The organism is Streptomyces sp. NPDC096339 (assembly GCF_044762985.1).
In the GTDB taxonomy this organism is placed as follows: domain Bacteria; phylum Actinomycetota; class Actinomycetes; order Streptomycetales; family Streptomycetaceae; genus Streptomyces.
This window is the reverse complement of the sequence record NZ_JBIWFI010000002.1, coordinates 527,321-554,128: the sequence shown is the minus strand read 5'-3', so window position 1 is coordinate 554,128 and position 26,808 is coordinate 527,321. Positions and strand designations below refer to the sequence as shown.

The following is a 26,808-nucleotide window of genomic DNA, read 5'->3' as shown; positions in this document are numbered from 1 at the left end:
TGGCCCATACGCGCTGGTCAACAGCGGGATACTGGTGCATCAAGGTGAGAGCGGATGAGCAGAGAGGGCGGGCACCCTGATCGGGTGCCCGCCCTCTGACCTGCTACTTCTCTGACCTGTGGCGGTGGGTGTGGGATTTGAACCCACGGTGACTCGCGCCACGACGGTTTTCAAGACCGTTCCCTTAGGCCGCTCGGGCAACCCACCCTCGCCCCTGCCGTTCAGCGGCGGAGCGGGCACCAGAGTACCGGCTGTCCGGGGTGTCGGGGGCTGCGTTATCGGCAGGTGGCCGTCGGCGGCCGGGCCCGTTCAGTTCCGGCCGCTGCCCCGGCGGTACTGGCCGAACCTGCCCTCGTGGTCGTGGCGACCCCGCGTGAGCTCCCGATCGGGCCGCTCACTGCGCTCCGAACGGCCCCCCGCATACGGCTGAGAGCTCACGTCGTACGTCCGCGCAGGGTCGGGTACCGGATCGCCGTAGGTGCTCAGGTCTTCCCGAAGCCGTCCGCGGGCCGGGGGCCCGGGCTGTCCCCCGCGGCCCCCGGTCGACTCCGCGTCCAGTGCGTCGAGCCTCTCGCGGATCTCCCGGATCCTGGCCTTGGGGTCCGTGACCCCCACGTCATGCGGGGTCGTCGCGATCCGGTATGTCAGCTCCTGCAACTCGTTCCGGAGCATGGCGCGCTCGTCGCCCGGTAACTGCGGCTGCTTTCCCAACTCGTGCCCTCCCCAGCCTCGTTGGTGAGGTCAGCGTATGCACGGACGCGGCCTGCGGAAAGGCGATGGGGCACCGGACGGAGGCTCCGGTGCCCCACCGGGCCGGGCTGGTCCGCCGGTCAGGACGCCTGGGCCTTGTCGTAGGCCGCCTTGGCCTCGTTGCCGAAGTACGGGCCGTACATGCGGTTCGGCAGGAAGTTGTAGCCGAAGCTGTTCACCGAGACCTGCGTGCCCAGGCCGGTGGTCTCGTTGAAGTCCTGGAACCAGGGGCCGCCGCTGGAGCCGCCGGTCATGTTGCAGGACAGGCTGTGGTCCTTGGTGAGCAGGAAGTCCTTGCCGGTGTTGCCACTGCAGTAGACGAGCTTCGTGCCGTCGTACGGGGCGGCCGCGGGGAAGCCGAACGAGTACATCTTCTTGCTGTAGCCGCCGTTGAAGAGGATGCCCTGGGCTCCGACGACCTGGCTGAGGGTCTGGCCGTTCCGCGGGGCGACCACCGCCAGGCCGACGTCCATGTTCATGTCCTCGCTCGCGGCCCACTGGTCGGTGGCGAAGGTCTTGGTGGCCGACCACTGGCCGTAGGGCGCGTTGCCGTTGTTGTACGCGGGGACGAAGACCCAGTTCGTGTGCCAGGCGCCCTGGTACTTCACACAGTGGCCGGCCGTGATGACCGTGCTGCCGTTGGCGCTGGTGATCGAGTCACCGGAACAGGAGGCGGTCCGGTCTCCCATGGTGAAGAAGACCCGGCCGGAGGTCTTCACGACCGCGCCACCGCCCGTCCAGGCGCCGCCCGGCTGCGGGAACGCCGTGGGGGAGGCGGACGCCTCGGTCGGGGCGATGCTCGTGGGGGCGGCCGCGGTGGTGACGGGGGTGCGTGCCCTGCCGGGGACCGCCGTGATGTCGAGCGGAGTGGCCGCCCGCATCCGCTCGGCGGTCCAGAAGCCCTCGGTGTGCTGCTGGCGGAAGGACGCGGGGCCGTCCGCCGCGACCGAGGGGGTGGCGACCGTCAGGACGCCCGCGAGCAGGGCTCCCGTCGAGAGCAGGACGGATAAGGCCGTTCGATGACGATTCACGCATGACTCCTTCTGCCGTACCCGAGAGCGGGGTGGCCGCCGGGGCAGGGTGGGGGTGAAGAGCGGTCGGTGCGGATCGGTTGTTCGAGTTGCCGGGAGGAGAGTGGCACGGGCGGGTCGCAATGTCAGCGGGCAGTCGGAACGTTCGGTCGGTTCCGGCCAGGAAATGGCCAACTCCCCCTGCTACGCGGTGAGGAGCACTCCGCCGTACGAGACCCCTGCGACCACGAGCCACGCCCCGAGCCCCAGGACCGCGGCCCGCCCGCCGGTCCGGGCCAGTGTCGGCAGGTGCACGGCGCTCCCCAGGCCGAACAGGGCCGCCGCGAGCAGGGCCTCCTGCGCCGTGTGCGCCCAGTCCAGCGCAGCGTCCGGCAGTACGCCCGTCGCTCGCAGCGCCGCCGCCGCCAGGAAACCGGCCACGAACAGCGGCACCGGAGCCGGCCGACGCCCCGAGGACGTACGCACCCCTCGCCGCCGGGCCCGTACGGAGAAGGCCACGGCCGCCACCAGCGGCGCGAGCAGCGCCACCCGCATCAGCTTGACCAGCACCGCCTCGCCGAGGGCCCCAGGGCCCGCTGTCTGCGCGGTGGCCACCACCTGACCGACGTCGTGGACGCTCGCGCCGACCCACCTCCCGAAGGCGGGGTCGGAGAGCCCCAACGGATCCTGGAGCAGCGGGAGGACGGCGATCGCGAGGGTTCCGCACAGGGTGACCAGGGCCACCGAGGCGGCGACGTCCTCCTCGTCGCTGCCCGACACCTCGCTCACCGCACCGATCGCCGAGGCCCCGCAGATCGAGTAGCCGGTGGCTATCAACAGCGGCTGGTCGCCGGGGAGTCCGAGGCGCCGGCCCAGCCAGAGCGTGCCGAAGAACGTGGCCGCGACCACCCCGGCCACCATCGCGACCGTCCCCCACCCCAGCCTCAGCACCTGGTCCAGCCCCAGGCCGAGCCCGAGCAGGACGATCCCGATGCGCATGAGCCGACGACCGGCCAGGGAGAGCCCCGGACGGGCGGTTCCGCGCGCGAAGGTCCGCAGGCCGGGGAGATGGGCCACCGCGATGCCCAGCACCACGGACGCGGTCAGCATGGGCACGGCCGGCAGAAGGCGGTGCACGCACCACGCCGCCAGCGCTCCGCCCGCAGCCATCGCCAACCCGGGCCAGGGGGTGGATGTTTCACGTGAAACATGCCCGGCCGCCACCCGCTGCGGACGGTGGAGGAGGGCCATCAGTCGACCGGGAGACGGTAGACGCGGCGGATGCTGGTGCCCAGCCGGGACACGTCCGCTCCGTAGACGTGCAGGGATATCGCCTTCGTGGCACAGGAGTTGCGCACCTTGTGGATGTCACCGGGCGGGGCGAACCCGCAGACCTCGCCCTGTACGTTGACCACGTCCTCGGTGGCAACCAGCCGCGCGGGACCGGCGCCCGGCGCCAACCGGAAGCGGCGTTCGCTTTCCTCCCCCTGGTGCACCCCGGCCACGCACCACGACACGTGGTCGTGGATGCAGGTCTCCTGACCGGGCAGCCACACCAGCGCCACCACCGAGAAGCTGCCGTCGGACTCGGCGTGCAGGATGTGCTGCCGGTACCGCTCCGGGTCCCCCTCGCACTGCGCGGGCGTCAGGAGCTCGGGGGCGCCCAGATGGGGGGCGACCCGCTCGCCAACCAGGTAGGCGGTCAGGTCCGGGGCCAACCCCCGCTCCACGACCGTGCGGATCTCGCTGACGAGGGCGGCCATCCTCGTGGTGGTGCGGGCCGGCGTGGTGGTGGTCATGTTGGCAGCGTCCTGCCGCCAATCCATCACGTCCAACGACAGTTCCGACCCGAAATCCCAAGACCCGCTTATGGGTTGGGCGAGGGTTCGATCAGCAGCCGACCCGGTTCGCCGCCACCCGCCTGAGCGCGTCGAGGACCACGGCCGTCGCCGGGATGCGCAGGTGGTCCCGGTACACGTAGGCAGAGATGTGGCGGCGCGCGGCCGGCTCCAGCGCCCGCCCGCAGACCTTGCTGAGCGAGAGGGAAGGCAGGACCAGTGCGGGCATCATCGCCACGCCCAGGCCCTGCGCGACCAGGCTCTGCACCACCAGGTTGTCGTCGGTCGCGAAGCGGACGTCGGGTACGAAACCCAGCTCCGCGCACTCGTGCAGCAGGTTGGCCCGGCAGCGTGGACAGCCGGCGATCCACCGCTCCTCGGCGAGATCGGCCAGGTGCACGGCCCTGCGCCGGGCCAGCGGGTGCCCGGTGGGGAGCAGCACGGTCAGCTGGTCCTCCAGCAGCCTGACCTCGGTCACCTCCTCCGGGATCTCCTCGTGCAGGCCCGGATAGGTGAAGGCCAGGGTGATGTCGCACTCCCCGCGCTCCAGCCGGCGCAGCGACTCCGGTGGCTCGCCCTCCAGCAGCTCGACCTGCACGCCCGGGTGGTCCTTGGCCAGCCCGCTGAGGGCCTCCGGGACCAGGGTGGCGTTGGCACTGGGGAAGCCGCAGAGCCGTACGCGCCCGGTGCGCAGACGCGCGTACGCCTTCAGCTGGGCCTCGGCGGCGGAGAGGCTGCCGAGGATCGTCTCGGCGTGCCGGGACAGGGACTCCCCGGCCTCGGTGAGCTGCATCTTGCGGCCCACGCGGGTGAACAGCGGGGTTCCGACGGCGCGTTCGAGCGCCTTCATCTGCTGGGTGATGGCGGGCTGGGTGTACCCCAGGACGCGTGCGGCCGCCGAGTAGGAACCGGAGGCGACCACCTGGTGGAACGTCCGTATGTGCCGGGAATCGAACACCAGCGAAGCATAAGCGGACGTTGGAAGGGGCCGTAGGCGGAATCCCGCCTACGGCCCCTCTACATCGAGCCCATCAGACCCGTCGGACCCGTCTGACCTGTCAGACCCCTCGGGCCCGTCGGTCCTACTTGTCGCCGACCCGCGAGCCGAGCGTGATGTCCACCGTGGTCGGCTTGCCGCCGCGCAGGTAGGTGAGCTTCACGGTGTCGCCGGGCTTGTACGTCCAGATCATGCTGATCAGGGTCGGGCCGCTGTCGACCGGCTTGCCGCCGAACTCGGTGATGACGTCGCCGGGCTTGAGACCCGCCTTGCCGGCCGGGCCGTTCGGGTCGACCAGGTCGTTGGCGGCCGCGCCCTGCTCGGAGATCTTGGCACCCTCGGCCTTGGCCTGGAGGTCCACGGAGACCGAGATCACCGGGTAGACCGGCTTGCCCGTCTTGATCAGCGACTCGGCGACGTTCTTCGCCTGGTTGATCGGGATGGCGAAGCCAAGGCCGATGGAACCGGCCTGACCGCCACCGAAGCCGCCGTTGTTTGCCGACTGGATGGCGGAGTTGATGCCGATGACGGCACCGCGCCCGTCGAGCAGCGGACCGCCGGAGTTGCCCGGGTTGATCGAGGCGTCGGTCTGGAGGGCGCTCATGTAGGAGTTCTTGCTGCCGGAGCCGTCACCCGAGGCGACGGGTCGGTTCTTGGCGCTGACGATGCCGGTGGTGACCGTGTTCGACAGACCGAAGGGGGCGCCGATCGCGATGGTCGGGTCGCCGACCGCGACGTTCTCGGAGTCGCCGAGCGCCAGCGGCTTGAGGCCGGCCGGCGGGTTCTTCAGCTTGAGGACGGCCACGTCGTAGCCCTGGGCCCGGCCGACGACCTCGGCCTCGTACTTCTTGCCGTTGGAGAAGGTGGCGGAGAGCTTGCCGCCGTTGGCGGCGGAGGCCACCACGTGGTTGTTCGTGAGGATGTGGCCCTGCTGGTCGTAGATGAAGCCGGTGCCGGTGCCGCCCTCGCCGTCGCCGGCCGAGGCCTCGATGGTGACGACGCTGGGCAGTGCTGCGGCGGCCAGGCCCGCGATCGAACCGGCCTCCCGCTTGACGTCCTTGGGGGTGTTTCCGGCGGAGATCGTGGTCGAGCCGGTGCCGTTGTTGCTGCGGTCGGCGGCCCAGTAGCCGACGCCGCCGCCGATGCCGCCCGCGATGAGGGCCGCCACGAGCACGCCCGCGATCAGGCCGCCCCTGCCCTTCGGCTTGCCGTGCGGGGTGCCGTCCGCCATCGGGGGAGCCCCCCAGCCGCCGTGGCCCCCCTGGCCGCCGCCCACGCCGTACGCGGGCACGGCGGGCGGCGCCGGCGGCCACACCTCGGCGCCGTGCCCGGCCGGGGCGGGGGCGGCGGGGGCCTGTCCGTAGCCCGGCGCGGGGGCGGCGGGAGCCTGCTCGTAGCCCGGCGCGGGGGCGGCGGGAGCCTGGCCGTAGCCCGGCGCGGGGTGCGCCGGAGCCGAGGCCGGCGGGGTGGGCGGGAGCTGCTGGGTGTGCTCGGTGCCCGGCGCCGGGGTGGGCGGAAGCTGCTGGGTCACCGGCTCGGCGGCCGGCGCGCCCGCAGGGGGCGCCGCGGCGGGCTCGGCGACCGGGGCCGCCGGCGGCGCGTCGGCGGGCTGCGGGGCAGCCGCGGGCTCCGCGGCCTGCGTCTCGGAGGCCTGAGCAGGTGGTGCGGACGGGGCCGCGTGGTGCTTGGGGGCCGCGGTGCCCTCGTTCTCGGTGCTCACAGCGCTCTCTCCTCGTCACACACGGCTTCAGAAATCTTCGGCACATCTCGTTCAGTCGGTCCGACTGAACGTTCGACTGGCCACACAAGTTCCTGGGCAAAGCCTTTCCCATCACCCGTCAGAGCACTGTAAGCCGGACCTGTGCGTCTCTCCCCATTCTTTATATCCGACATTTCGGACGCATTCGCGGGACCGGACCTCGACGCCCGGGGCCCCCGCGGTGGCACCATGACCCGGTGACCCACGCAACGCCGCACCCCATCCAGGTCGTCGCCCACCGGGGCGCCTCGGAGGACGCGCCCGAGCACACTCTGGCCGCCTACCGCAAGGCCATCGACGACGGCGCGGACGCTCTCGAATGCGACATCCGGCTGACCGCCGACGGCCATCTGGTCCTGGTGCACGACCGCCGGGTGAACCGCACCTCCAACGGCCGCGGCGCCGTCTCCGCCCTGGAGCTCGCCGACCTCGCCGCCCTCGACTTCGGCTCCTGGAAGGACCGCGAGGAATCCCCCGACTGGGACGCGGACCCCGAGCGCACCTCCGTCCTCACCCTGGAGCGACTCCTGGAGCTCGTGTCCGACACCGGCCGGCCCGTTCCGCTGGCGATCGAGACGAAACACCCGACCCGCTGGGCCGGACAGGTGGAGGAGCGCCTCCTCTTCCTCCTCAAGCGCTTCGGCCTGGACACCCCGCCCGCGGAGGGGCCGCACCCGGTCCGCGTCATGAGCTTCTCGGCGCGCTCCCTGCACCGGGTACGGGCGGCCGCCCCGACGATCCCGACCGTGTACCTGATGCAGTTCATCTCGCCCCGCATGCGGGACGGGCGGCTGCCGGCCGGCGTCCGCATCGCCGGTCCGGGGATGCGGATCGTACGCAACCACCCCGGCTACATCCGCAAGCTGCAGAGCGCGGGGCACTCCGTACACGTATGGACCGTGAACGATCCGGAAGACGTTCAGCTCTGCGCTGATCTCGGCGTGGAAGCGATCATTACGAACAGACCCCGTCAGGTTCTGTCCCAACTGGGCCGCTGACGTCCCCATTTGCCCACTCGCCACCCCCATCCCACCCGTAACAGGGTGTGCACCGGCGCATCCGCTCCGCATTCGGCCGGTGCGAATGCGTCAGAGGGCTCCGCTCCGGCGGTTTCCGGTCCAGGCCATTGGGGCATCCAGACCATGCGTGGGGCTAAGGAGGTTCCGGGGGTGGCGTTGATGGTGGCACAGGAAGTGCCCACGTCGTCGTGCATGGATGTACGCCATGGTCCTGCGGGTGTGGGCGAGGCGAGACACCGGATGCGTGAGCAATTGCGTATCAGCGGGGTGTCCGAATCGGTCGTGGACGATGCCGTACTGATCCTTTCCGAACTGCTCAGCAACGCTTGCCGACACGGCAGGCCGCTGGGCTCACGGGAAGTCGGGGACGGGGAGATACGCGCCGCATGGCGCTTCGACACAGCGGGGCGACTGACGGTCGAGGTCACGGACGGGGGCGGGCCCACTCGCCCCGTTCCGGCCACGCCCTCGGTCACCGCGCGCGGCGGCCGGGGGCTGAACATCATCAGCGCCCTTGCCCAGGACTGGGGTGTCCGGGACGGAGCGGCAGGTGAGGTCACCGTGTGGGTGATCGTTGCCTGTGGGCCCCGGCACGAGGATTTCGCTACGCGCGTTGCGGCCCCGGCGATCGACTTCGACACCGCCTTCGACGATCTCGATCTCTGAAGGCGACACACGGCGCGGCATCCGCGCACGACGCAAAGCGAAGCGAAGCGAAGCAACACGAAACGAAGCGAAACGCGGCGACACGACAACCGATCGACACAACAGAACACCAACAGAACACCGCTCGACGACAACTGGACCACGCGGGAAGAGACAAGCGGCCGTCCGGGAGCGCACGCCGACCGTGCTCCCGGCCGCACCCCACCGGTTCCGGCGGTACGAACGACTAGGCTCGCGCCCAGACACGACGCCGTACCGCCGCAACCGGGAGACACCCACGATGGCCAAGAAGCGCCCCGCAGCCAAGACTGCAAAGCCGCAGCTCGACAACGGCGAAATCCCCGTGGTGGGTGCCCGCGAGCCCTGTCCCTGCGGATCCGGGCGCCGCTACAAGGCATGCCACGGCGCAGCCGCCGCGCACGCCGTCACCGAGCACGTGCGACGCCCCTTCGAGGGCCTGCCGGGCGAGTGCGACTGGGTCGCGCTGCGCGAACTCGTGCCCGCGGCCACCGTGCCGCTGACCCTCAAGGGCGGTCTGCCCGAGGGCGTTCCCTCCGTGACGCTGGTGACCGTACTGCCCATGGCCTGGCCGGCGCTGCGCCGCGAGGACGGTTCCGTCCTGCTCGGCCTGCAGAACGAATCCTCCAGCGGGGACCTCGCCCGCGATCTGGCCGACACCCTGGAGCGTGCGCTCGTGGCGGACCCGGGTACTCCCGTGGCGGCCCGCCGGGTTCCCGCCGAGGGTCCGCGACTTCAGGATCTCCTGGACGCCGACGGCGGTTTCGAGCCGGTTGTCCACACGGGCTTCGAATTCTGGATTCCGGAATCGGAGAGCGCTCAGAACGCCTCCCCGGAGATCGCCGCCTCGCTGGAGCGCGCCAACGCCGCCGCCATTCCCACCGTCAAGCTGACCGGTGTGGACGCGGCCTACTGGTGCGAGACCCCGGACAAGAACCACCTGCGCTGGGTCATGCCGCACGCCGAGGAGAAGCTGCTCGACGCCCTCGCGCGACTGCACGCGGCCGGCACCACCTCGCTCGGCGAGGGCACGAAGCTCGTCGGATCCTTCCGCGCGCACGGCCTGATGGTCCCCGTCTGGGACCTGCCCACCGGGGTCACGGCGGAGGACGTGGAGAAGCCCGCGGCGGAGTTCGCGGAGCGGCTGGCCGGGGCCCTGGCCACGGACGCACCGCTGACCACGGAGGAGCGCCGGGCGCGTGGCGGGCTCACCAACCGTCAGGTGACCCTCAGCTGACGCTCCCCCCGCCCGCGCCCCGCGCGGAGCCGGTGACAGGGGTCACAACTCCCGCTAATCGTCTGCAAATCGATGTCTGAATATCGGAGATCGAATTTGCGAACAGGCGATCTCTTGTTACCGTTCTTGTAGCCCGGTCGCTGGTGCATCCCCCGTCGCCAGCGACCGGGCCCTTGGTTTTCAGGTGGCGCTCAACCGTCACCCGGTGCCGGTGAGTTGCTCCCGGACCGCAGCAACAGTCGGCCTTCATCATCCGGAAGTGCAAATTCCGCAACCGCCGAGTAACTGTCGGGCGCCCCGGAAGAGGCCTCCCTCGGCGTCTCGCACAGTCCCGGTTCGTCCCCCGCGCCGACCACGCACCGGATCTGCACGGTGCGCCCCGCCGGACCCATCACCGTCAGCACGGCATCCAGTGCATGACCACTGGTGTTCCGGTAGTAACTCCGCCCCCACGTCTGCCCCTCGCCCACCAGGACGCAGGTCTGCGCCTCCAACCCGTGCGGCGAGGACAGTTCGGGACCGCAGCGGGCATCGGAACGCGGCGCGACGGACGGCCCGGACTGTCGCCCGGCGGCACCGGGTGCCGCGTCACGCGGAGCCCCCGCGGAAGACCCGTGAGATCGGGAGGACCCCTTCGGTGAGTTCGAAAGGCCCAGCGTCGAGAACAGGCCGTCGCCTTTTCCGTCATCCTGACCGGCAAAATCCGGCCCGGCGATCGCTCCCGCGAGCGGGAGGGACAGGATGATCAACACACCGGCGCCGATACCGATCAGGCGGAGATTCATTCGCCGAAGATAGCGACGCGGGAATGGGGCCCGGAGATCCCCGCGCCCAATTCCCGTGGAAACCCGTCTCGCCGGCACCCGTACGAGTGATCAGTACGCAAGTCGGCTGCCGCCGCCGGGTGCACCGCTGCTCGCCTCGACCAGCGCGTCCACGACCGCCTCGACCTCGGGCAGCCACAGGTCCCTCCCCGCACCCGGCTCCCGCTCCCAGCGCACCCGGCCACCGCTGGACGCGGCCGAGGGCGGCAGCAACAAGTACCCGCCCTCGCCGTGGAAACGCAGCGAGGAGGGCACGTGGTCCTTGGCGTAGAGGAGTTCGCCGAGCCGCTCCAGCGAATAAGGCGCCACCAACACCGACCAACGGGTCGGCGTGGCCACGACCGGCCCCAGCCGCAGCCCTTGGGCGTCCAGCCGTACGAGAGCACGCGCCGCGGCGCCGGCCGGCAGGCTCACCGCGCACGGGGCGGTCCCGCCCGTGGCCAGGAGCACGGGAGCGGCGGGCCGCCGCGTCCACCACCAGGCCACCATCCGGGGGTCGGTGGTGGCCGCGAGCAGCCCCGGGTCGAAGGGGTGCGCGCCGGGAACGACGCAGTCGGGGTCGGGGCAGGCACAGCGCGAACCGTCCGCGGCGGACCGGCCGACACCGGGCAGGACGGGCCACTGCCGGACGGTGGCGCAGTGAAGCGCCGCGTCGAGGAGGGCCGCCGGGGCGGCGGTCCGTCCGGGGTCGGGTCGCAGGGATCGAAAGCGGTCGCGGAGCCGTTGGAGACGCCTTCCGAGGATCTCGCGCATGAGCGCTCGTTCCTTTCCGTTGAACGCCGAGGGCCACATCACACCACGTAACCGGTGTCTCACCACACGTACACGTTTCGCGTCACTGTCCACCAGAAGCAGGTTCACACGGCTCGTGCAGTCGTCTTACGGGTCCATCAAACGTCCGGCGGGCATGGAGCGCGACCCGCGCCGGTACCGAGACCGGCTGCCGCCGCTAAGGACGGCGACCCGCGCCGGGCGGTTCCAACTGGCCCCGGGCGCTACCGGTTACGTACCCGGACCCCTCACCGAGCCCGTCCAGTCGATCGTAAAAACCGTCCGGTTCCAGCTTTTTCCAGCCAAGTTCTAGCCTTGGCCGGACAGTGAGTTGCCGCCCCACGGACACCAGGATTCCCACCTGGGCAATGCTGGACATGGATCCGTGTGTGCGTGTAGATGTGGATTCCTTGATGGCGACGCAGCACGATCTGGGGGTTTGCGATGCTATATGGCGAATCGCACCAGGTGGAAAGGCGGACGCCATGAGCGCTCCGCATCTGCCGAAAGTGGCTGGAATCGATCCAGCAGTTACCGCGTCACCGCACACTGCTGCGCCCACACCCGCGCGGACCACTCCCGCCCAGGCCCCGCCGCCCCCCGCGGCCGCCCCGGGCAGCCTCATCCAGGACCGGCTCGCGGGCATGGTCTCGGACCTCACCACCCTCCACGAACTCACCGAGCGCCTCGCCCGCACCGGCGATCTCGACGCCTCGCTCCACGAGTTCCTGCGGGCAGGCGCCTCACTCGTCGGGGCCCGCCGCGGACTGGTCGTCCTGGAGCCCTCCGACGGCCTCGGCCCCACCACCACGATCGGCCTCGGCCTCGGCCACGCCGACCTCGGCCACATCGAGACCGTGCCGCGCAGCGCGACCTCGTACGGGCGCATCCTCGACGGACTGCCGGACGCGCACGGCGGCTCCGAGGTGCTTCCCGAACCGGACGCGCCCGCCGGCACCGGGGGCTTCGCCGCCCCCGTCGACCCCCGTCACCGCGAGGTCGCCGCCCGCCTCGGGTACGCCGCCAGCTACGCGCTGCCGCTTACCGCCGAGGCCACCGGGCTGCTCGGAGCGGCCGTGTGGCTCTACGACGAGCAGGCCGAGCCGAACGACCGCCAGCGCGACCTCGTCGGGCTCTACGTACGGCACGCCGCCGAGCACCTGGCCAGAGTGCTGGAGGTCGAACGCTCGCGCTCCCGCCTGGCCACCGTCGCCGAGGAGCTGCTGCCCAGCCGGTTGCCCCGGATCCCCGGCGTCCAGCTCGCCGCCCGCCACCACACGGGGCCGCTCGGCGGAGGCGACTGGTACGACGCTCTTCCCCTGCCCGAAGGCGCCCTCGGACTGGCCGTCGGCTCCGTCACCGGCTCCGGGCCGAGCGCCGTCGCCGCCATGGGACGGCTGCGCGCCTCCCTGCGCGCGTACGCCGTCATGGAGGGCGAGGACCCGGTCGCGGTCCTGTCCGACCTGGAACTGCTGCTGCGACTGACCGAGCCCGCGCGTTCGGCGACCGCGCTCTTCGCGTACTGCGAGCCCGCGGGCGGACCCGGCACAGGACAGCCGACCAAGATCGTCCTGGCCGGTGCCGGGCACACCCCGCCGCTCCTCATCGGCGAGCGCCGCACCGAGTACGTCGAAACCTCCCTCTCCGCACCGCTCGGGATGCTGTCCTGTTGGGAAGCGCCGAGCGTGGACATCGAGCCCGCCGCCGGAGAAACGGTGCTGCTGTACACGGACGGACTGCTGCGCCGCACCGGGGACCCGATGGACCGGGCCTACGCACGGCTGCACGCGGCGGCCGCGGGGGTCCCCCGGATCGCCCGGGAGGATCCGGGGGCGATCTGCGACCACATCCTGCGGACCCTGCTGCCCGGAACGGACTTCGAGGACGCCCCCGAGGACGTCGTACTGCTCGCCGCGCGCTTCGAATGATCCGGCGCGTTCCGGGCGGTTGCCCCTCGTTGGCGGGTCCGCCGGTTGCCCCCGTTGTCACCATTGCGGGCATTGAGGGTTTTGATGCCATTTGTGCGATATGGCACAGAGCCTCCGGGGGCCTTCCGCTCACACATACGATGGATGGGGTCCACACCCAGGTCCGTGTCTGTCGTAGCTGAGGAGAAGACGTGGCTGACGAGCTCACCCCGGAGACCCCGGAAGAAGAGCAGCCCAAGAAGACGCACAAGCAGCGCAAGAACGGTCTGTACCCGGGCGTCAGCGACGAACTCGCCGAGAGCATGCGCACCGGCTGGGCCGACACCGAGCTGCACGGGCTGGAGCCCATCGCCCAGGCCGCGCACACCGCCGCCCGCCGCGCCGCGCTGTCCGCCCGCTTCCCCGGTGAGCGCCTCGTCGTCCCCGCCGGCCGTCTGAAGACCCGCTCGAACGACACGGAGTACCCCTTCCGTGCCTCGACCGAGTACGCCTACCTCACCGGCGACCAGACCGAGAACGGCGTCCTCGTCCTGGAGCCCACCGGAGAGACCGGTCACACCGCCACGATCTACCTGCTTCCCCGCTCCAACCGCGAGAACGGCGAGTTCTGGCTCTCCGGCCAAGGCGAGCTGTGGGTCGGCCGCCGCCACTCCCTCGCCGAGGCCGAGCAGCTCCTGGGCATCCCCGCCAAGGACGTGCGCGAGCTCGCCGAGGCCCTGACCGAGGCCGAGGGCCCGGTCCGCAACGTACGCGGTCACGACGCCGTCATCGAGTCCGCCCTCACCGACAAGGTGACCAAGGAGCGCGACGAGGAACTGCGCGTCTACCTCTCCGAGGCCCGCGCCGTGAAGGACGAATTCGAGATCGGCGAGCTGCAGAAGGCCGTCGACTCCACCGTCCGGGGCTTCGAGGACGTCGTGAAGGTCCTCGACAAGGCGGAGGCCACCTCCGAGCGCTACATCGAGGGCACCTTCTTCCTGCGCGCCCGCGTCGAGGGCAACGACGTCGGCTACGGCTCCATCTGCGCCGCCGGCCCGCACGCCTGCACCCTGCACTGGGTCCGCAACGACGGCGACGTCCGCTCCGGCGACCTGCTGCTGCTCGACGCCGGTGTGGAGACCCACTCCCTCTACACCGCCGACGTCACGCGCACCCTGCCGATCAACGGCACGTACACCGACATCCAGCGCAAGATCTACGACGCGGTCTACGAGTCCCAGGAAGCCGGCATCGCCGCCGTCAAGCCGGGCGCGAAGTTCCGCGACTTCCACGACGCCTCCCAGCACGTGCTGGCCGAGAAGCTCGTCGAGTGGGGCCTGCTGGAGGGCCCGGTCGAGCGCGTCCTGGAACTCGGCCTGCAGCGCCGCTGGACCCTGCACGGCACCGGCCACATGCTCGGCATGGACGTCCACGACTGCGCCGCCGCGCGCACCGAGGCGTACGTCGACGGCACGCTGGAGCCGGGCATGTGCCTGACCGTCGAGCCGGGTCTGTACTTCCAGGCCGACGACCTGACCGTGCCCGAGGAGTACCGCGGCATCGGCGTCCGGATCGAGGACGACATCCTCGTCACCGAGGACGGCAACCGGAACCTGTCGGCCGGACTGCCCCGCACCTCGGTCGACGTCGAGGCCTGGATGGCACGCCTCAAGGGCTGACGGCCCCGCTCGCGCGTCCTGGGTGGGCGGGATCCCCTACGGGGTCCCGCCCACCGGCACGTCGCCCCCCCGACCGGGAAGCCGGCGGACCCGTGGGCCGGCCCGGCCGGTCCCGAGCCGGCCTAGGAGACCTTGAGCAGCGCGTCGTCGCGCCACTTCAGCATCTTGTCGAAGCTGACCACCGCACCCCGGCCCGGCCGGTTGCGGAACCGGACGTGGTCGGCCAGTTCCGCGATCAAGTGCAAACCCCGGCCGCTCTCGGCCAGGGAGGGTCTGCGACGGGCCACCGTCGCGGCGGGAAAACCCGGCCCCGAATCGCTCACCTCGATGCGACAGCGGTCCCCGTCCAGATAGGCCGTGACGTGGTACGCCTCGGCCTCGTGCGGAAGATCGCCGTGCCCTCCGTGCTCCACCGCGTTCGCACACGCCTCGCTCAGGGCCACAGAGAGATCGAAGGAGATGTCCGGGTCCACCCCCGCGGTCTCCATCGTCCCGAGCAGCAGTCGCCTGGCGAGCGGCACGCTCGCGGCTTCGCGCCTCAAGTGGAGAGACCACCAGATGCTCATACGGTTACGTATTGCCGCCCTCGGGCGGTCGTAAGCGCTCCGCAGCCCCCCGGACACGCAATGCCCCCGTTCGGCCGATGGCGGCTCTCCCGGGACGCGGTGTATGCGGGTACCGGGACGGGTGGCGGACCCGCCTCGAGCGATTCCCAGAGCGGACTCAAGGGACCTTCCGGACCTGCCGTATGAACCGCCCAAGCGCAGTGCGATGATGACCCGGCCATGACTGCCCCCCACGCGACACACTCCGGAGCCGGCCTCCGGATGATCCGGGCCGCGGTGTTCACCGCGGTCTGTGTCGTGCTGTCCGGGGCCGGGCACGCCCTGGCGTCCTGCGCCACCGTGCCCTGGTGGTCGCTGTGCCTCGGCTTCGTCGCGGTCCTCGCGGTCGCGGCCCCGCTCGCGGGACGCCGTCGCACACTGCCCGGCATCACCGCCGCGCTCGCCACCGGACAACTGGCCCTGCACACGCTGTTCGGCCTCGGCCAGCACAGCGCCGTCGCCGGGCAGGCACCGGCCGGCGCCGCCACCGGCGACGCCTCGCTCGCTGCGCTCGCCGCCCGCCTGGTGTGCGGGGGCAACTCCGTACCGCTCAGCCCGGCCGACGCCCGGCAGGTCCTGGAGAGCGCGGGCCTGGACCCGGCGGCGCTGGCCGCACAGGCCGGAGACCTCGCCGCGCAGGGCCACGACGGGCACGCGCACCTGGCCCACGCCACCACCGCCGCACCCGCCACAGCGCTGCTCACCCCGGGCATGCTCATCGGCCACCTGCTGGCGGCGCTCGCCGCCGGCTGGCTGCTCGGCCGCGGCGACGCCGCGCTCTGCCGGCTCCTCGAACTGTCCCGGCTCTCCGCCGAAGCCGGCCCGGTACGCCCGCTGCGCGCCGCGCTGGCGCTCGTACGGGCCCTCCGCGCCGGACTCCCGGCCGCACCGGCCCTCGCCCGGCGCACCCCGCGGACGGGGACCGACCCCGCGGCCCCCACCGGCCGTGAGGCACTCCAGCACACGGTGATCAGGCGCGGGCCGCCCATGGCACTCGCCCTCGCAGCCTGACGCGGCACCCGCCTTCCCCTTCACCCGACGGGAACACCGGTGCCGCGAACTCCGCGCGCGCCCGTGCGCGGAGCCACCGTCACCACTGCTTCCGTGGAGTGTTCCTGCCATGAAGACCTCTCGCGTCTCCTTCGCCGCCGCCCTCGCCGCCGGTACCGTCCTCGTCCTGTCCGGTACCGCCTTCGCCCATGTCGGCGTACAGCCCGGCGAGGCCACCAAGGGCGGCTACGCGACGATCAACTTCAAGGTCCCCAACGAGCGCGACAACGCCTCGACCACTCAGCTGGAGGTCAACTTCCCCGTGGACCAGCCGCTCACGTCCGTCATGCCGCAGGACGTCCCCGGCTGGACCGTGACGGTCGAGAAGAGCAAGCTCGACAAGCCGCTCACCGTCCACGGCAAGCAGATCAACGAAGCCGTCACCAAGGTCACCTGGACCGGCGGCAAGATCGAGCCCGGCAAGTTCCAGCAGTTCCCGCTCTCCGTCGGCAAGCTGCCCGAGAACGCGGACAAGATGGTCTTCAAGTCCATCCAGACCTACGACAACGGCGAGGTCGTCCGCTGGATCGAGGAGCCCAAGGAAGGCGCCGCGGAACCGCAGAACCCGGCGCCCGTCCTGAAGCTGACCGCCGCCAAGGGTGCGGACGACCACCACGACGACAAGAACGCCAAGGACGCGAAGACGGACAAGGACGCCCACGGCCACGACGAGGCCGGCTCCGAGCACGGCGCCGACAACACGGCGCGCGTCCTCGGCATCGCCGGCATCCTCGTCGGGCTCGGCGGTGTCGCCTTCGGCGTCGCCTCGCGCCGCCGCTCCTCCTGACCCGTCCGAACCATCCCCGATCACAGGGACACCTCTTTCATGCGCACCACACGTGTGACGGTCGCCGCCCTCCTCGCGGCGGCCGCACTCACCCTCACCGCCTGCGGCAGCGAGCCCACCAAGCCCGGCTCGGTCACCCAGATCGCGGGCGGCCAGAGCGGCGGGAAGGCCGCGACCGTCCTCGACCGCCCCTTCACCAAGCCGGAGCTCGTCCTCACGGACACCACCGGCAAGCCGTGGAACCTTCGCGAGCAGACCAAGGGCCGGCCCACCCTCATCTACTTCGGCTACACCAACTGCCCCGACGTGTGCCCCCTGACGATGAGCAACATCGCCGTCGCCAAGAAGGCACTTCCCAAGGCCGACCAGGACAAGCTCCAGGTCGTGTTCGTCACCACCGACCCCGACCGGGACACTCCCGAATCCCTCGGCGCGTGGCTCAAGGCCCAGGACCCGGCGTTCGTCGGACTCACCGGGGACTTCGCCACCATCCAGGCCGCCGCGCGCACGCTCGGCATCGGTATCGAGGCCGCCAAGAAGGAGGCCGACGGCAGCGTCGTCTCCATGCACGGCGCCCAGGTCATCGCGTTCTCGCCCAAGACCGACGAGGGCTACGTCCTCTACGGCGAGGGTGCCACCGTCGACGACTACACCAAGGACCTGCCGAAGATCATCAAGGGAGAGAACCCGTGAACGCCCGCACCACCCGCACCCTCGCCGCCGCCCTCTCCCTGACGGCAGCGCTCGCCATATCCGGCTGCTCCTCCGACTCCGACGGCTCCGGCGACTCCGCCAAGGGCAAGCCGAGCATGACGGTCAGCGGCGGGTACATGCCCGAGCCCGTCAACGACAAGATGGCCGGCGCGTTCATGGTCATCAAGAACGACTCCAAGACCGCCGACAAGCTCACCGGCGTCACCTCCCCGCTCTCCGACGATCTCCAGATCCACGAGACGAAGGACCAGAAGATGCAGCAGGTCCCGTCCATGGACGTGCCTGCCAACGGTGAACTGAAGCTGGAACGCGGCGGCAACCACGTCATGTTCATGGGGCTCAAGAACACCCCGAAGGTCGGCGACAAGGTCACGGTCGAGCTGCACTTCGAGAAGGCCGATCCGGTCAAGGTCGAGCTGGACGTGAAGGAACGGACGTACAACGCCCAGAACAGCAACGGTCACTGACGGACCCGCACCGAGGGACTGACACGCCATGACGACCACCGCCCCCGCCCCCTCCGCGGCCCGCGTCCGCGCCACGGCACTCCTGCCGCGGCTCGCGCTGGTCCTCGCAGCCCTGCTGGCAACCCTGTTCACCGCGGCCGCCCCGGCCACGGCACACGCAGCACTCACCGCGAGCGACCCCAAGGACGGGGCGGTGGTCGCCACGGCCCCCGCCCAGGTCACGCTCTCCTTCTCCGAGCAGGTCGCCATGGGCGGCGACTCCATCCGCATCCTGGACCCCCAGGGCAAGCGCGTGGACACCGGCGAACTGCGCGACCTGTGCAGCGGGAACACCGTCCGCTACGGCACCGCCCTGCGCAGCGGCCTGCCCAACGGGACGTACACCGTCGCCTGGCAGGCCGTCTCCGCCGACAGCCACCCCATCTCCGGCGCCTTCACCTTCTCCGTCGGCGCCCCCTCCACCACCACCGTCAAGCTGCCCGCCCAGCAGGCGGGCGGCGGCCCGGTGGGCATCGCCTACGGGATCGCCCGCTACGCCGCCTACGCCGGCTTCACCGTCCTCGTCGGTGCGGCCGCCTTCATCCTGCTGTGCTGGCGCCGGGGTGCGGCGCAGCGGCCGCTCCAGAAGCTCGTCGTCCGCGCCTGGGTCACCCTGACCGCGGCCACTCTCGTGATGTTGGTGCTCCGCACCCCCTACACCGGGTCCGGAAAGTTCGCCGACGCCTTCGACCTCGACGGGCTGCGGGCCGTCCTGGCGACCAAGACCGGCGCCTCACTCGTCTCCCGGCTGCTCCTGCTGGGCGCGGCCGCCCTCTTCATCGCGGTCCTCCTCGGTGTCTACGCCCGCCGCCAAAAGGACTCCGCAGACACCGCGCAGGGCCCGGCGGAAGAGTCGGAGGGGACCCGGGACACCGACGACCTCACCTTCGGCCTGGCCATCGGCGGCACGGTCGTCTCCGCCGGCATCGCCGCCACCTGGGCCCTGTCCGAGCACGCCTCGACCGGCATCCAGCCCGGTATCGCCATGCCCGTCGACATCCTTCACCTGCTGGCCGCGGCCACCTGGCTCGGCGGTCTGACCGCCCTGCTCATCACCCTCCACAAGGTCCCAGGGATCGAGCGGGCCGCCGTCCAACGCTTCTCCAAGGTCGCCTTCGTCAGCGTCCTGGTCCTGGCCGTCACCGGCGTGTACCAGTCCTGGCGCCAGATCGGCAGCTGGTCCGCCCTCACGGGAACGGACTACGGACGGCTGCTCCTCGTGAAGGTCGGCCTGGTCGCGGTCCTCATCGCCCTCGCCTACGTGTCCCGCAAGTGGACCGGTCGGCTGGCCGATGTTTCACGTGAAACGGCCACTACGGACGTCGCGACCACCGATGTTTCACGTGAAACCGAGTCGGTCACCGTTCCGGCCGATCCCAAGCGCGCCGCCCAGCTCGCCCGCCAGCGCGCCGCCCGCGAGAACGCGCGCGAGAAGCAGGTCCGCAACGCGGACACGGATCGCGTGGGCCTGCGTCGTTCCGTCCTCGCCGAGGCCGCCGTCGCCGTGATCCTGCTCGCCGTCACCACGGTCCTCACCAGCACCGAGCCCGGTCGCACCGTGGAACGGGAGGCAGCCCGCGGTTCCGCCGCGCCCGCCGTCCCCGACCGTGCGGTCAAGATCACCTTGCCGTTCGACACCGGCGGCCCGAACGGCAAGGGGTCCGTCCGGCTGGAGCTGGACCCCGGCCGGGTCGGTGCCAACACCCTGCACCTGTGGGCCGACTCCGGGGACGGCCAGCCACTCGACCTCCCCGAGGTCAAGATCGCCTTCACCCTCCCCGCCAAGGACATCGGGCCCCTGCCACTCGTCCCCGACCGTGCCGCACCGGGACACTGGACCGCGTCCGGAGTCCAGCTGCCGTTGGCTGGCGAGTGGCGCATCGACGTGACCGTCCGCACCTCCGACATCGACCAGACGACCGTCCAGAAGAACGTGAAGATCGGCTGAACAGCGTGACCGAGAGCAACTCCGACATCGAGATCTCCCGGCGCCGGCTGCTGGGCACCGTCGGTGCCGCCGGCGCCGCGGGACTGGCGCTCGGCGCAGCGGGCGGCGCCCTCGCGCACTCCGCACTCGCCGACTCCGGTACCGGCTCCGCCGCAGGCGCAGCCGGGAGCCTGTCCTCCCTCGGCGCCACCCGGGTCGCCTTCGAAGGGGACCACCAGGCCGGTATCACCACCCCCCTCCAGGCCAAGGGCCATGTCCTCGCCTTCGACCTCGCCGCGGGCGCCGGCCGCACCGAGGCGGCGGCGCTGCTGCGCCGCTGGTCCGAGACGGCCCGGCGGCTGATGGCGGGCGAGACCGCCCCGACTTCCGACAGCGGCATCGCCCTCGACGCCGGCCCGTCCTCCCTCACCGTCACCTTCGGCTTCGGTCACTCCTTCTTCGACCGGACCGGTCTCACGGCCCGCCGCCCCACGGCTCTCGACCCGCTCCCGGACTTCTCCTCCGACCGCCTCGACCCCCAGCGCAGCAACGGCGACCTGTGGATCCAGATCGGCTCGAACGACGGACTCGTCGCCTTCCACGCCCTGCGCGCCCTGCAGAAGGACGCGGGGGACGCCGCCAAGGTCCGCTGGCAGATGAACGGCTTCAACCGGTCGCCCGGCGCCACCGGAACCCCGATGACCGCCCGCAACCTGATGGGCCAGATCGACGGCACGGGCAACCCGAAGCCCGCACAGCCCGACTTCGACAAGCGGATCTTCGTTCCCGCCGCGGGCCCCGGACCGGCCGAACACGGGTGGATGGCGGGAGGCTCGTACGCCGTCGTACGACGCATCCGCATGCTCCTGGACGACTGGGACAAGCAGTCGCTCGCACAGCAGGAGCAGGTCATCGGCCGTACCAAGGCCACCGGTGCCCCGCTGACCGGCGGCACCGAGACCACCCCGCTGGACCTGAACAAGTTCGGAGCCGACGGCAAGCCCGTCATCCCGTCCAACGCCCACGCCCGGATCTCCGCCCCCGCGCAGAACGGCGGGGCCGCCATGCTGCGGCGCCCCTTCTCCTTCCACGACGGGATCGCCGCCGACGGCACCCCCGACGCGGGACTCCTCTTCATCTGCTGGCAGGCCGATCCGCTGCGCGGTTTCGTGCCCGTCCAGCGCAAGCTCGACCGCGGCGACGCGCTGTCGGAGTTCATCCGGCACGAGTCCAGCGGCCTGTACGCCGTCCCGCCCGGCCCGAGCTCCGGGGAGTACGTCGGACAGCGGCTGCTCGAAGGATGAACGGCACCACGGAGGCGGGCACGGCGGCATTAGGCTGACCGCATGTCGGCCACCCGCTTCACGTATCTCGGTCCCGAGGGCACCTTCACCGAAGCCGCCCTGCGCACGCTCCCGGAAGCCGCCACCCGGGAGCTCGTCCCGATGGTGTCCGTTCCGGCGGCCCTGGACGCCGTGCGCAACGGCGAGGCCGCCGCCGCCCTGGTCCCGATCGAGAACTCGGTCGAGGGCGGGGTCACCGCCACCCTGGACGAGCTCGCCTCCGGCGAACCCCTGATGATCTACCGCGAAGTGCTGCTGCCCATCGCCTTCGCACTGCTCGTACGGCCCGGTACCGCGCTGTCCGACGTCAAGACCGTCACCGGGCACCCGGTGGCCCAGCCGCAGGTCCGCAACTGGCTGCGGGCGAACCTGCCGGACGCGGTGTGGGAGTCGGCGGCCTCCAACGCCGACGGCGCTCGGCTGGTCCAGGAGGGCCGTTTCGACGCGGCCTTCGCCGGCGAGTTCGCGGCCGCCACCTACGGGCTCGTACCGCTCGTCACCGAGATCCACGACGCGGAGAACGCCGAGACCCGGTTCGTACTCGTCGGACGCCCGGCCCGGCCCGCGGCCCCGACGGGCGCCGACAAGACCTCCGTGGTGCTGTGGCTCGGCGACGACCGCCCCGGTGCGCTGCTGGAGCTCCTCCAGGAGTTCGCCGTGCGCGGGGTCAACCTGATGCTGATCCAGTCCCGGCCGACCGGTGCCGGCATCGGCAACTACTGCTTCGCCGTCGACGCCGAGGGGCACATCTCCGACCGGAGGGTCGGGGAGGCGCTCATGGGGCTCAAGAGGACCTGCCCCCAGGTCCGTTTCCTCGGTTCCTACCCGCGGGCCGGTGTCGCTCTGGGTGACGTCGGTGCGCCCAGGCCGGGAACCTCCGACGGTGACTTCACGGACGCCTCCGACTGGCTGACTCGCTGCCTCGACGGCCGCGCGTAGTCCGCCGTCCACTGTCCACAGAGTTATCCACAGGCCAAGACGCGAACCTGGGGACAAGTCGACAGAGCGGCACGACAAGGTCGACATATCGGTCGCAGGCCTCGGGTTTCGCGCTGGAGAGCGGAAGGTGAACGGCGTCACCCCCGTATCACCGATCAACTCTTTGGGGCGAGTCATTCCCACCCGAATGAGTGTGTGAGGGCGGTTTGAACCCTGATTCACCTCGGTCACCCACCGATCGGGAATGATCTATTCCCGTGTCCACAGATGCGGCACACAGCCTGTGGATAAGATCGGACGGCTGTGAATTCCTGTGGACAAGAGAGGGCTCCGGCCCTGCTCAGGGCTCGACCCCCGGCCGACCCCCTGTCCCTTTTCGGGGAATGGGCCGCTTTTATCGACCGTCGAGGAACGATCACTTCCGGCCGCCCCGCCAAGACTTATCCATTCGCCGCAATTAGGACATAGCGACACGCAGCGTGATATCGGTGTGATCCCAGGAAGCCCAGCCCGGTAGCCTGGAGGGGTGATTGACCTCCGGCTGCTCCGTGAAGACCCTGACCGTGTCCGCGCCTCGCAGCGCGCTCGTGGAGAGGACGTCGAACTCGTCGACGCACTGCTCTCCGCCGACGAGCGCCGCAGGTCCTCGGGCATGCGCTTCGACGAACTGCGCAATGAGCAGAAGTCGCTCGGCAAGCTCATCCCCAAGGCCTCCCCCGAGGAGCGCAGTGAGCTGCTCAAGAAGGCCGAGCAGCTCAAGCAGGACGTCAAGGCCGCCGAGGCCGAGCAGAACGAGGCCGACGAGGTCGCGAAGCAGCTGCTCCTCAAGCTCGGCAACATCGTCCACGAGGACGTCCCCGTCGGCGGCGAGGAGGACTTCCTCGTCCTGGAGACGCACGGCACCATCCGCGACTTCGCCGCCGAGGGCTTCGAGCCCAAGGACCACCTGGAGCTCGGCGAGTCGCTGGGCGCCATCGACGTCGAGCGCGGCGCGAAGGTGTCGGGCTCGCGCTTCTACTACCTGACCGGTGTGGGCGCCCTGCTGGAGCTCGCCCTGGTCAACGCGGCCATCGCGCAGGCCACCGCCGCAGGCTTCATCCCGATGCTGACCCCGGCGCTGGTCCGCCCGCGCGCCATGGAGGGCACCGGCTTCCTCGGCCAGGCCGCGGAGAACGTGTACCACCTGGAGAAGGACGACTACTACCTGGTCGGCACCTCCGAGGTACCGCTCGCCGCGTACCACATGGACGAGATCATCGACGCCGACAAGCTTCCGCTGCGGTACGCCGGCTTCTCGCCGTGCTTCCGCCGTGAGGCCGGTACCTACGGCAAGGACACGCGCGGCATCTTCCGCGTCCACCAGTTCGACAAGGTCGAGATGTTCTCGTACGTCGCGCCGGAGGACGCCGAGGCCGAGCACCAGCGCCTCCTGGAGTGGGAGAAGCAGTGGCTGACCAGCCTGGAGCTGCCCTTCCAGGTGATCGACGTGGCCACCGGTGACCTGGGTGCCTCCGCCTCCCGCAAGTTCGACTGCGAGGCGTGGATCCCGACGCAGGGCAAGTACCGCGAGCTGACCTCCGCCTCGAACTGCGACGGCTTCCAGGCCCGCCGCTTGTCGATCCGCTACCGCGACGGCAAGAAGACCCAGCCGCTGGCCACGCTGAACGGCACGCTGTGCGCCGTACCGCGCACGATCGTCGCGATCCTGGAGAACCACCAGCAGGCCGACGGTTCCGTGCGGGTGCCCGAGGTGCTGCGTCCGTACCTCGGCGGCCGCGAGGTCCTGGAGCCGATCACCAAGTGACCCCGGTCCCGTTCCCGTACAAACTCGTCGCGACCGATCTCGACGGCACGCTGCTGCGTGGCGACGACACCGTCTCGGAACGCACCCGTGAAGCGCTCGCCGCGGCCACCGCGGCGGGCGCGGCGCACATCATCGTCACCGGCCGGGCCGTGCCCTGGACCCGGAAGGTACTGGACGACCTCGGTTACAAGGGGATCGCCGTGTGCGGGCAGGGCGCGCAGGTCTACGACGCCGGTGCGCATCGGCTGCTGACCTCGGTGACGCTGGACCGGCAGCTGGCCGGGCTGGCGCTGTCGAAGATCGAGGCGGAGATCGGTCCGCTGGCCCTGGCCGCCAGCCGGGACGGCGTCGACGGCGAGGTCCTCTTCGGGCCCGGCTACCAGGTGCAGGAGGGCCTCCCGGCCCTCTACCTGGAGGACACCGCCGCCATGTGGACGGCCCCGCTGAACAAGCTGTACATCCAGCACCCCGGGCTGGACGACGACGCGCTCGTCCAGGTGGCCCGGCAGATCGTGGGCAGCCTGGTCGACGTCGTGATGGCGGGTCCGGGCATCGTGGAGATCCTGCCGCTGGGGCTGACCAAGGCCACCGGGCTGTCGCTGGCCGCCCGCCGGCTGAAGGTGAAGGCGGCGGAGACCATCGCCTTCGGCGACATGCCCAACGACATCCCGATGTTCGGCTGGGCCGCGCACGGGGTGGCCATGGCCAATGCCCACGCGGAACTCAAGGCGGTGGCCGACGAGGTGACGACCTCCAACGAGGAGGACGGCATCGCGGTGGTGCTGGAGCGCCTGCTGGGCGCCGCGTAACCGGTACGGACGTACGAGAGGTCCGGGACAGCCCGCGCCGCGAGGCGCGCTCGAAGTGGCTGTCCCGGACCTTTTGTTGCTCCCCGCACGACCAACTGTGCCCCTGTCGGAGGCCCCTTACCAGCGAATTTCGGCGCATCAGCCGTGGAGCCGGCGGCGGCGCCAGTAGGCGGCGGTGACGACCGCGAGCAGGGGGCCCCAGAACACCAGCGGGGCGTAGCAGAGGGTCATGAGCCACCAGTGGCCGCCGCTGGGGACGTTGGCGTCCGCCATGTTGGAGCCCCAGGTGAAGAGGCCGAGCACGCCGAGCGCGGTCACGGCGGCCGCTCCGAGGGCCGCGGGGACGACCGCGGCGAGGGGCGGGATCCGGCGGCCGCCCAGCCACGGGACCCAGCCGGGCAGCACCTCGCCCCAGCGCTGGACGAGGCCGAGGGTGAGCAGGCCGAGGCACTCGGCGAAGACGCTGAGACCGACCAGGTAGAAGGACCACACCCCGGGGAAGAGTTCGGCCTCCAGGCCGCTCCCCGGTCCCCAGCCGACGTCGATGCCGACCGCCATGGCGATCCTCCACAGTCCGCTGGGCAGGAGGGTGAGGGCGGCCGCGTGGGCGGCCAGGTTGACCGCGCGGCCGACGCCGGCAACGGTGGAGGTGGCGGGTGCGGCGGATGTGGCGGGTGCGGCAGTGAGCGTGTTCATCGTCCAAGTCCCTTTCGGATGGCTGTTGGTGATGGCTCAAGCCTGGTCCGGCCGACCTTCCGGAACCATCCGCCGATCGGCATGACGCGGGAGCGGCCCGACCCTCCGGCGTCTGCCGATCGGCAGATGCCGGAGGGTCGGGCCGGCCCATAGGGTCCGGAGGGTGACCTTGCGACCGAGCGCGATCTACGCCCCCGCCCTGGCCGTGGCGAGCCTGCTGTCCCTGGCCGGTTCGGCCCTGGGTCTGCCGAGCGCCTGGACGCTGGCGGGTATGGCGGTTCTGTTGCCGCTGCTGGCCCTGGTGGCCCGGTGGTCCCCGGTACGGTCCGGGAGCCTCGCGGGCGCCCTGGGCGTGGCGGTGGTGGCGTTGTGGCCGGTCCCCATGGTGTGGGGGGACGGTTCGTGGCTGGAGGTGTGCGGAGCCGCGGCCTTCTGGGCGGTGCCCGCCTTCGGCGCGGTCGGCCTCGGCGGCCATCTGCGCCGGCAGGAGGGACTGATGCGACGGGCCGTGCGGGACGCGCGACGTGACCAGCAGCTCGAACTGGCCCGTGATCTCCACGACTTCGTGGCCCACGACGTGAGCGCGATCGTCGTGCAGGCACAGGCCGCCCGGTTCGTCGCGGCACAGGATCCCGGTCAGGCGGTCCGAGCCCTCGAACGCATCGAGACGGCGGGGCTGAGCGCGCTGGAGTCGCTGGACCGGACCGTGCACGCGCTCCGGGAGGCCTCGGGCGGTCCGACCGCCCCGGTGCCGGGTCTCGCCGAACTCCCGGCGGTCGTGGAGCGGTTCGAGGGCGGGACGCTGGAGGCCGATCCGGACGCGGTACGGGAGCTCTCGCGGGAGGCGGACACCACCGCGTACCGGGTGGCCGTGGAGGCCCTGACGAACGTACGCCGGCACGCGGCCGGGGCCACCACGGTGCGGGTGGCCGTGAGCCGGGCGGAGGGCGGCGTGGAGCTGAGCGTGGCCAACTCCGCGGCCCCTCGCGGCGCGGGCGGGCTGCTGACCGGCCGGAAGCGGGGCGGGACCGGGCTGGCCGGGCTGCGCGGGCGGGTGGAGGCCGCCGGCGGGACCCTGTCCGCCGGTGCGGACCCGGACGGCGGTTGGCGGGTTTGTGCGGTCTTCCCGACACAGGGGCACCCGCTCGGGTGA

The 26,808-nt window shown here is 71.3% G+C and carries 24 protein-coding genes, 1 tRNA gene and 1 pseudogene; 15 read left to right on the top strand and 11 right to left on the bottom strand.

The genetic code is table 11. The annotated features are described in order from the left end of the window. Window positions 1-119 precede the first annotated feature (119 nt). The 7 genes from ACIQ5Y_RS05920 to ACIQ5Y_RS05890 all read right to left on the bottom strand — a co-directional run bounded on the left by ACIQ5Y_RS05920 (window position 120) and on the right by ACIQ5Y_RS05890 (window position 6,315). Window positions 120-207: transfer RNA gene (locus ACIQ5Y_RS05920), tRNA-Ser, on the bottom strand. Between the two features lie 102 nt (window positions 208-309). Further along, window positions 310-672, bottom strand: a complete 363-nt coding sequence (locus tag ACIQ5Y_RS05915) for a hypothetical protein (protein ID WP_403875360.1) — start codon at window positions 670-672, stop codon at window positions 310-312. A 158-nt stretch (window positions 673-830) separates the two neighbouring features. After that, window positions 831-1,781 carry a trypsin-like serine peptidase gene (locus ACIQ5Y_RS05910; RefSeq protein WP_403875357.1) on the bottom strand — a complete coding sequence of 317 codons (951 nt, stop codon included), beginning with the start codon at window positions 1,779-1,781 and terminating at the stop codon, window positions 831-833. Between the two features lie 183 nt (window positions 1,782-1,964). Further along, window positions 1,965-3,011, bottom strand: coding sequence for a YeiH family protein (locus tag ACIQ5Y_RS05905; protein ID WP_403875355.1), 1,047 nt, complete (start codon window positions 3,009-3,011; stop codon window positions 1,965-1,967). Continuing rightward, window positions 3,011-3,559, bottom strand: a complete 549-nt coding sequence (locus ACIQ5Y_RS05900) for a cysteine dioxygenase (protein WP_403875352.1) — start codon at window positions 3,557-3,559, stop codon at window positions 3,011-3,013. Before ACIQ5Y_RS05900 ends, ACIQ5Y_RS05905 begins: the two co-directional genes overlap by 1 nt. A 91-nt stretch (window positions 3,560-3,650) precedes the next feature. Then, on the bottom strand, window positions 3,651-4,556 hold the full coding sequence (locus ACIQ5Y_RS05895) for a LysR family transcriptional regulator (protein ID WP_403875349.1): 906 nt from the start codon (window positions 4,554-4,556) through the stop codon (window positions 3,651-3,653). Between the two features lie 124 nt (window positions 4,557-4,680). Next, window positions 4,681-6,315: a S1C family serine protease gene (locus tag ACIQ5Y_RS05890; RefSeq protein WP_403875347.1), complete on the bottom strand. Its 1,635-nt coding sequence runs from the start codon at window positions 6,313-6,315 to the stop codon at window positions 4,681-4,683. A 236-nt stretch (window positions 6,316-6,551) separates the two neighbouring features. Between ACIQ5Y_RS05890 and ACIQ5Y_RS05885 the strand changes: the two genes are divergently transcribed. The 3 genes and pseudogenes from ACIQ5Y_RS05885 to ACIQ5Y_RS05875 all read left to right on the top strand — a co-directional run bounded on the left by ACIQ5Y_RS05885 (window position 6,552) and on the right by ACIQ5Y_RS05875 (window position 9,294). After that, the gene (locus ACIQ5Y_RS05885; RefSeq protein WP_403875344.1) at window positions 6,552-7,352 is read left to right on the top strand and encodes a glycerophosphodiester phosphodiesterase; all 801 of its coding nucleotides are present in this window, start codon (window positions 6,552-6,554) and stop codon (window positions 7,350-7,352) included. Window positions 7,353-7,437: 85 nt separating this feature from the next. Further along, window positions 7,438-8,039: pseudogene (locus ACIQ5Y_RS05880) on the top strand (ATP-binding protein). A gap of 280 nt (window positions 8,040-8,319) precedes the next feature. Next, window positions 8,320-9,294, top strand: a complete 975-nt coding sequence (locus tag ACIQ5Y_RS05875; protein ID WP_403875341.1) for a DUF5926 family protein — start codon at window positions 8,320-8,322, stop codon at window positions 9,292-9,294. A 191-nt stretch (window positions 9,295-9,485) separates the two neighbouring features. On the opposite strand, the gene ACIQ5Y_RS05870 is transcribed toward ACIQ5Y_RS05875, so the two are convergent. Both ACIQ5Y_RS05870 and ACIQ5Y_RS05865 read right to left on the bottom strand, forming a co-directional pair. Then, window positions 9,486-10,079: a hypothetical protein gene (locus tag ACIQ5Y_RS05870; protein WP_403875338.1), complete on the bottom strand. Its 594-nt coding sequence runs from the start codon at window positions 10,077-10,079 to the stop codon at window positions 9,486-9,488. A gap of 90 nt (window positions 10,080-10,169) precedes the next feature. Beyond that, a complete protein-coding gene (locus ACIQ5Y_RS05865) occupies window positions 10,170-10,871 on the bottom strand; it encodes a bifunctional DNA primase/polymerase (RefSeq protein WP_403875335.1) in 702 nt (233 codons plus the stop codon). A 386-nt stretch (window positions 10,872-11,257) separates the two neighbouring features. Here ACIQ5Y_RS05865 and ACIQ5Y_RS05860 point away from each other — a divergent pair, with 386 nt between their 5' ends. Together ACIQ5Y_RS05860 and ACIQ5Y_RS05855 are read left to right on the top strand one after the other, a co-directional pair. Continuing rightward, complete coding sequence (locus tag ACIQ5Y_RS05860) at window positions 11,258-12,817, top strand: PP2C family protein-serine/threonine phosphatase (protein ID WP_403875333.1); 1,560 nt, start codon at window positions 11,258-11,260, stop codon at window positions 12,815-12,817. 191 nt (window positions 12,818-13,008) lie between these two features. Continuing rightward, entirely contained in the window at window positions 13,009-14,475 is a 1,467-nt protein-coding gene (locus tag ACIQ5Y_RS05855) for an aminopeptidase P family protein (protein ID WP_403875331.1), read from the top strand. 122 nt (window positions 14,476-14,597) lie between these two features. Here the strand turns inward: ACIQ5Y_RS05855 and ACIQ5Y_RS05850 are convergent, their stop codons facing one another. Next, window positions 14,598-15,041 carry an ATP-binding protein gene (locus ACIQ5Y_RS05850; RefSeq protein ID WP_403875328.1) on the bottom strand — a complete coding sequence of 148 codons (444 nt, stop codon included), beginning with the start codon at window positions 15,039-15,041 and terminating at the stop codon, window positions 14,598-14,600. A gap of 219 nt (window positions 15,042-15,260) precedes the next feature. Here ACIQ5Y_RS05850 and ACIQ5Y_RS05845 point away from each other — a divergent pair, with 219 nt between their 5' ends. From ACIQ5Y_RS05845 to ACIQ5Y_RS05805, 9 genes are all read left to right on the top strand, one after another. Beyond that, entirely contained in the window at window positions 15,261-16,091 is an 831-nt protein-coding gene (locus ACIQ5Y_RS05845; RefSeq protein ID WP_403875325.1) for a hypothetical protein, read from the top strand. A 109-nt stretch (window positions 16,092-16,200) separates the two neighbouring features. Then, window positions 16,201-16,917: a YcnI family protein gene (locus ACIQ5Y_RS05840; protein WP_403875322.1), complete on the top strand. Its 717-nt coding sequence runs from the start codon at window positions 16,201-16,203 to the stop codon at window positions 16,915-16,917. Window positions 16,918-16,956: 39 nt separating this feature from the next. After that, entirely contained in the window at window positions 16,957-17,610 is a 654-nt protein-coding gene (locus ACIQ5Y_RS05835; protein ID WP_403875319.1) for an SCO family protein, read from the top strand. Continuing rightward, on the top strand, window positions 17,607-18,098 hold the full coding sequence (locus tag ACIQ5Y_RS05830; RefSeq protein WP_403875317.1) for a copper chaperone PCu(A)C: 492 nt from the start codon (window positions 17,607-17,609) through the stop codon (window positions 18,096-18,098). Before ACIQ5Y_RS05835 ends, ACIQ5Y_RS05830 begins: the two co-directional genes overlap by 4 nt. 28 nt (window positions 18,099-18,126) lie before the next feature. Further along, entirely contained in the window at window positions 18,127-20,085 is a 1,959-nt protein-coding gene (locus tag ACIQ5Y_RS05825; RefSeq protein ID WP_403875314.1) for a copper resistance CopC/CopD family protein, read from the top strand. A gap of 5 nt (window positions 20,086-20,090) precedes the next feature. Then, entirely contained in the window at window positions 20,091-21,368 is a 1,278-nt protein-coding gene (gene efeB / locus ACIQ5Y_RS05820; RefSeq protein WP_403875311.1) for an iron uptake transporter deferrochelatase/peroxidase subunit, read from the top strand. A gap of 42 nt (window positions 21,369-21,410) precedes the next feature. Continuing rightward, window positions 21,411-22,346: a prephenate dehydratase gene (gene pheA / locus ACIQ5Y_RS05815; protein ID WP_376658423.1), complete on the top strand. Its 936-nt coding sequence runs from the start codon at window positions 21,411-21,413 to the stop codon at window positions 22,344-22,346. A 526-nt stretch (window positions 22,347-22,872) separates the two neighbouring features. After that, window positions 22,873-24,150: a serine--tRNA ligase gene (gene serS / locus ACIQ5Y_RS05810; RefSeq protein ID WP_403875307.1), complete on the top strand. Its 1,278-nt coding sequence runs from the start codon at window positions 22,873-22,875 to the stop codon at window positions 24,148-24,150. Continuing rightward, on the top strand, window positions 24,147-24,959 hold the full coding sequence (locus ACIQ5Y_RS05805) for an HAD family hydrolase (RefSeq protein ID WP_403875304.1): 813 nt from the start codon (window positions 24,147-24,149) through the stop codon (window positions 24,957-24,959). Before serS ends, ACIQ5Y_RS05805 begins: the two co-directional genes overlap by 4 nt. Before the next feature lie 138 nt (window positions 24,960-25,097). On the opposite strand, the gene ACIQ5Y_RS05800 is transcribed toward ACIQ5Y_RS05805, so the two are convergent. Further along, window positions 25,098-25,655: a hypothetical protein gene (locus ACIQ5Y_RS05800; RefSeq protein WP_403875302.1), complete on the bottom strand. Its 558-nt coding sequence runs from the start codon at window positions 25,653-25,655 to the stop codon at window positions 25,098-25,100. 163 nt (window positions 25,656-25,818) lie between these two features. On the opposite strand from ACIQ5Y_RS05800, the gene ACIQ5Y_RS05795 reads away from it, so the two are divergent. Further along, window positions 25,819-26,808, top strand: a complete 990-nt coding sequence (locus ACIQ5Y_RS05795; protein ID WP_403875299.1) for a sensor histidine kinase — start codon at window positions 25,819-25,821, stop codon at window positions 26,806-26,808.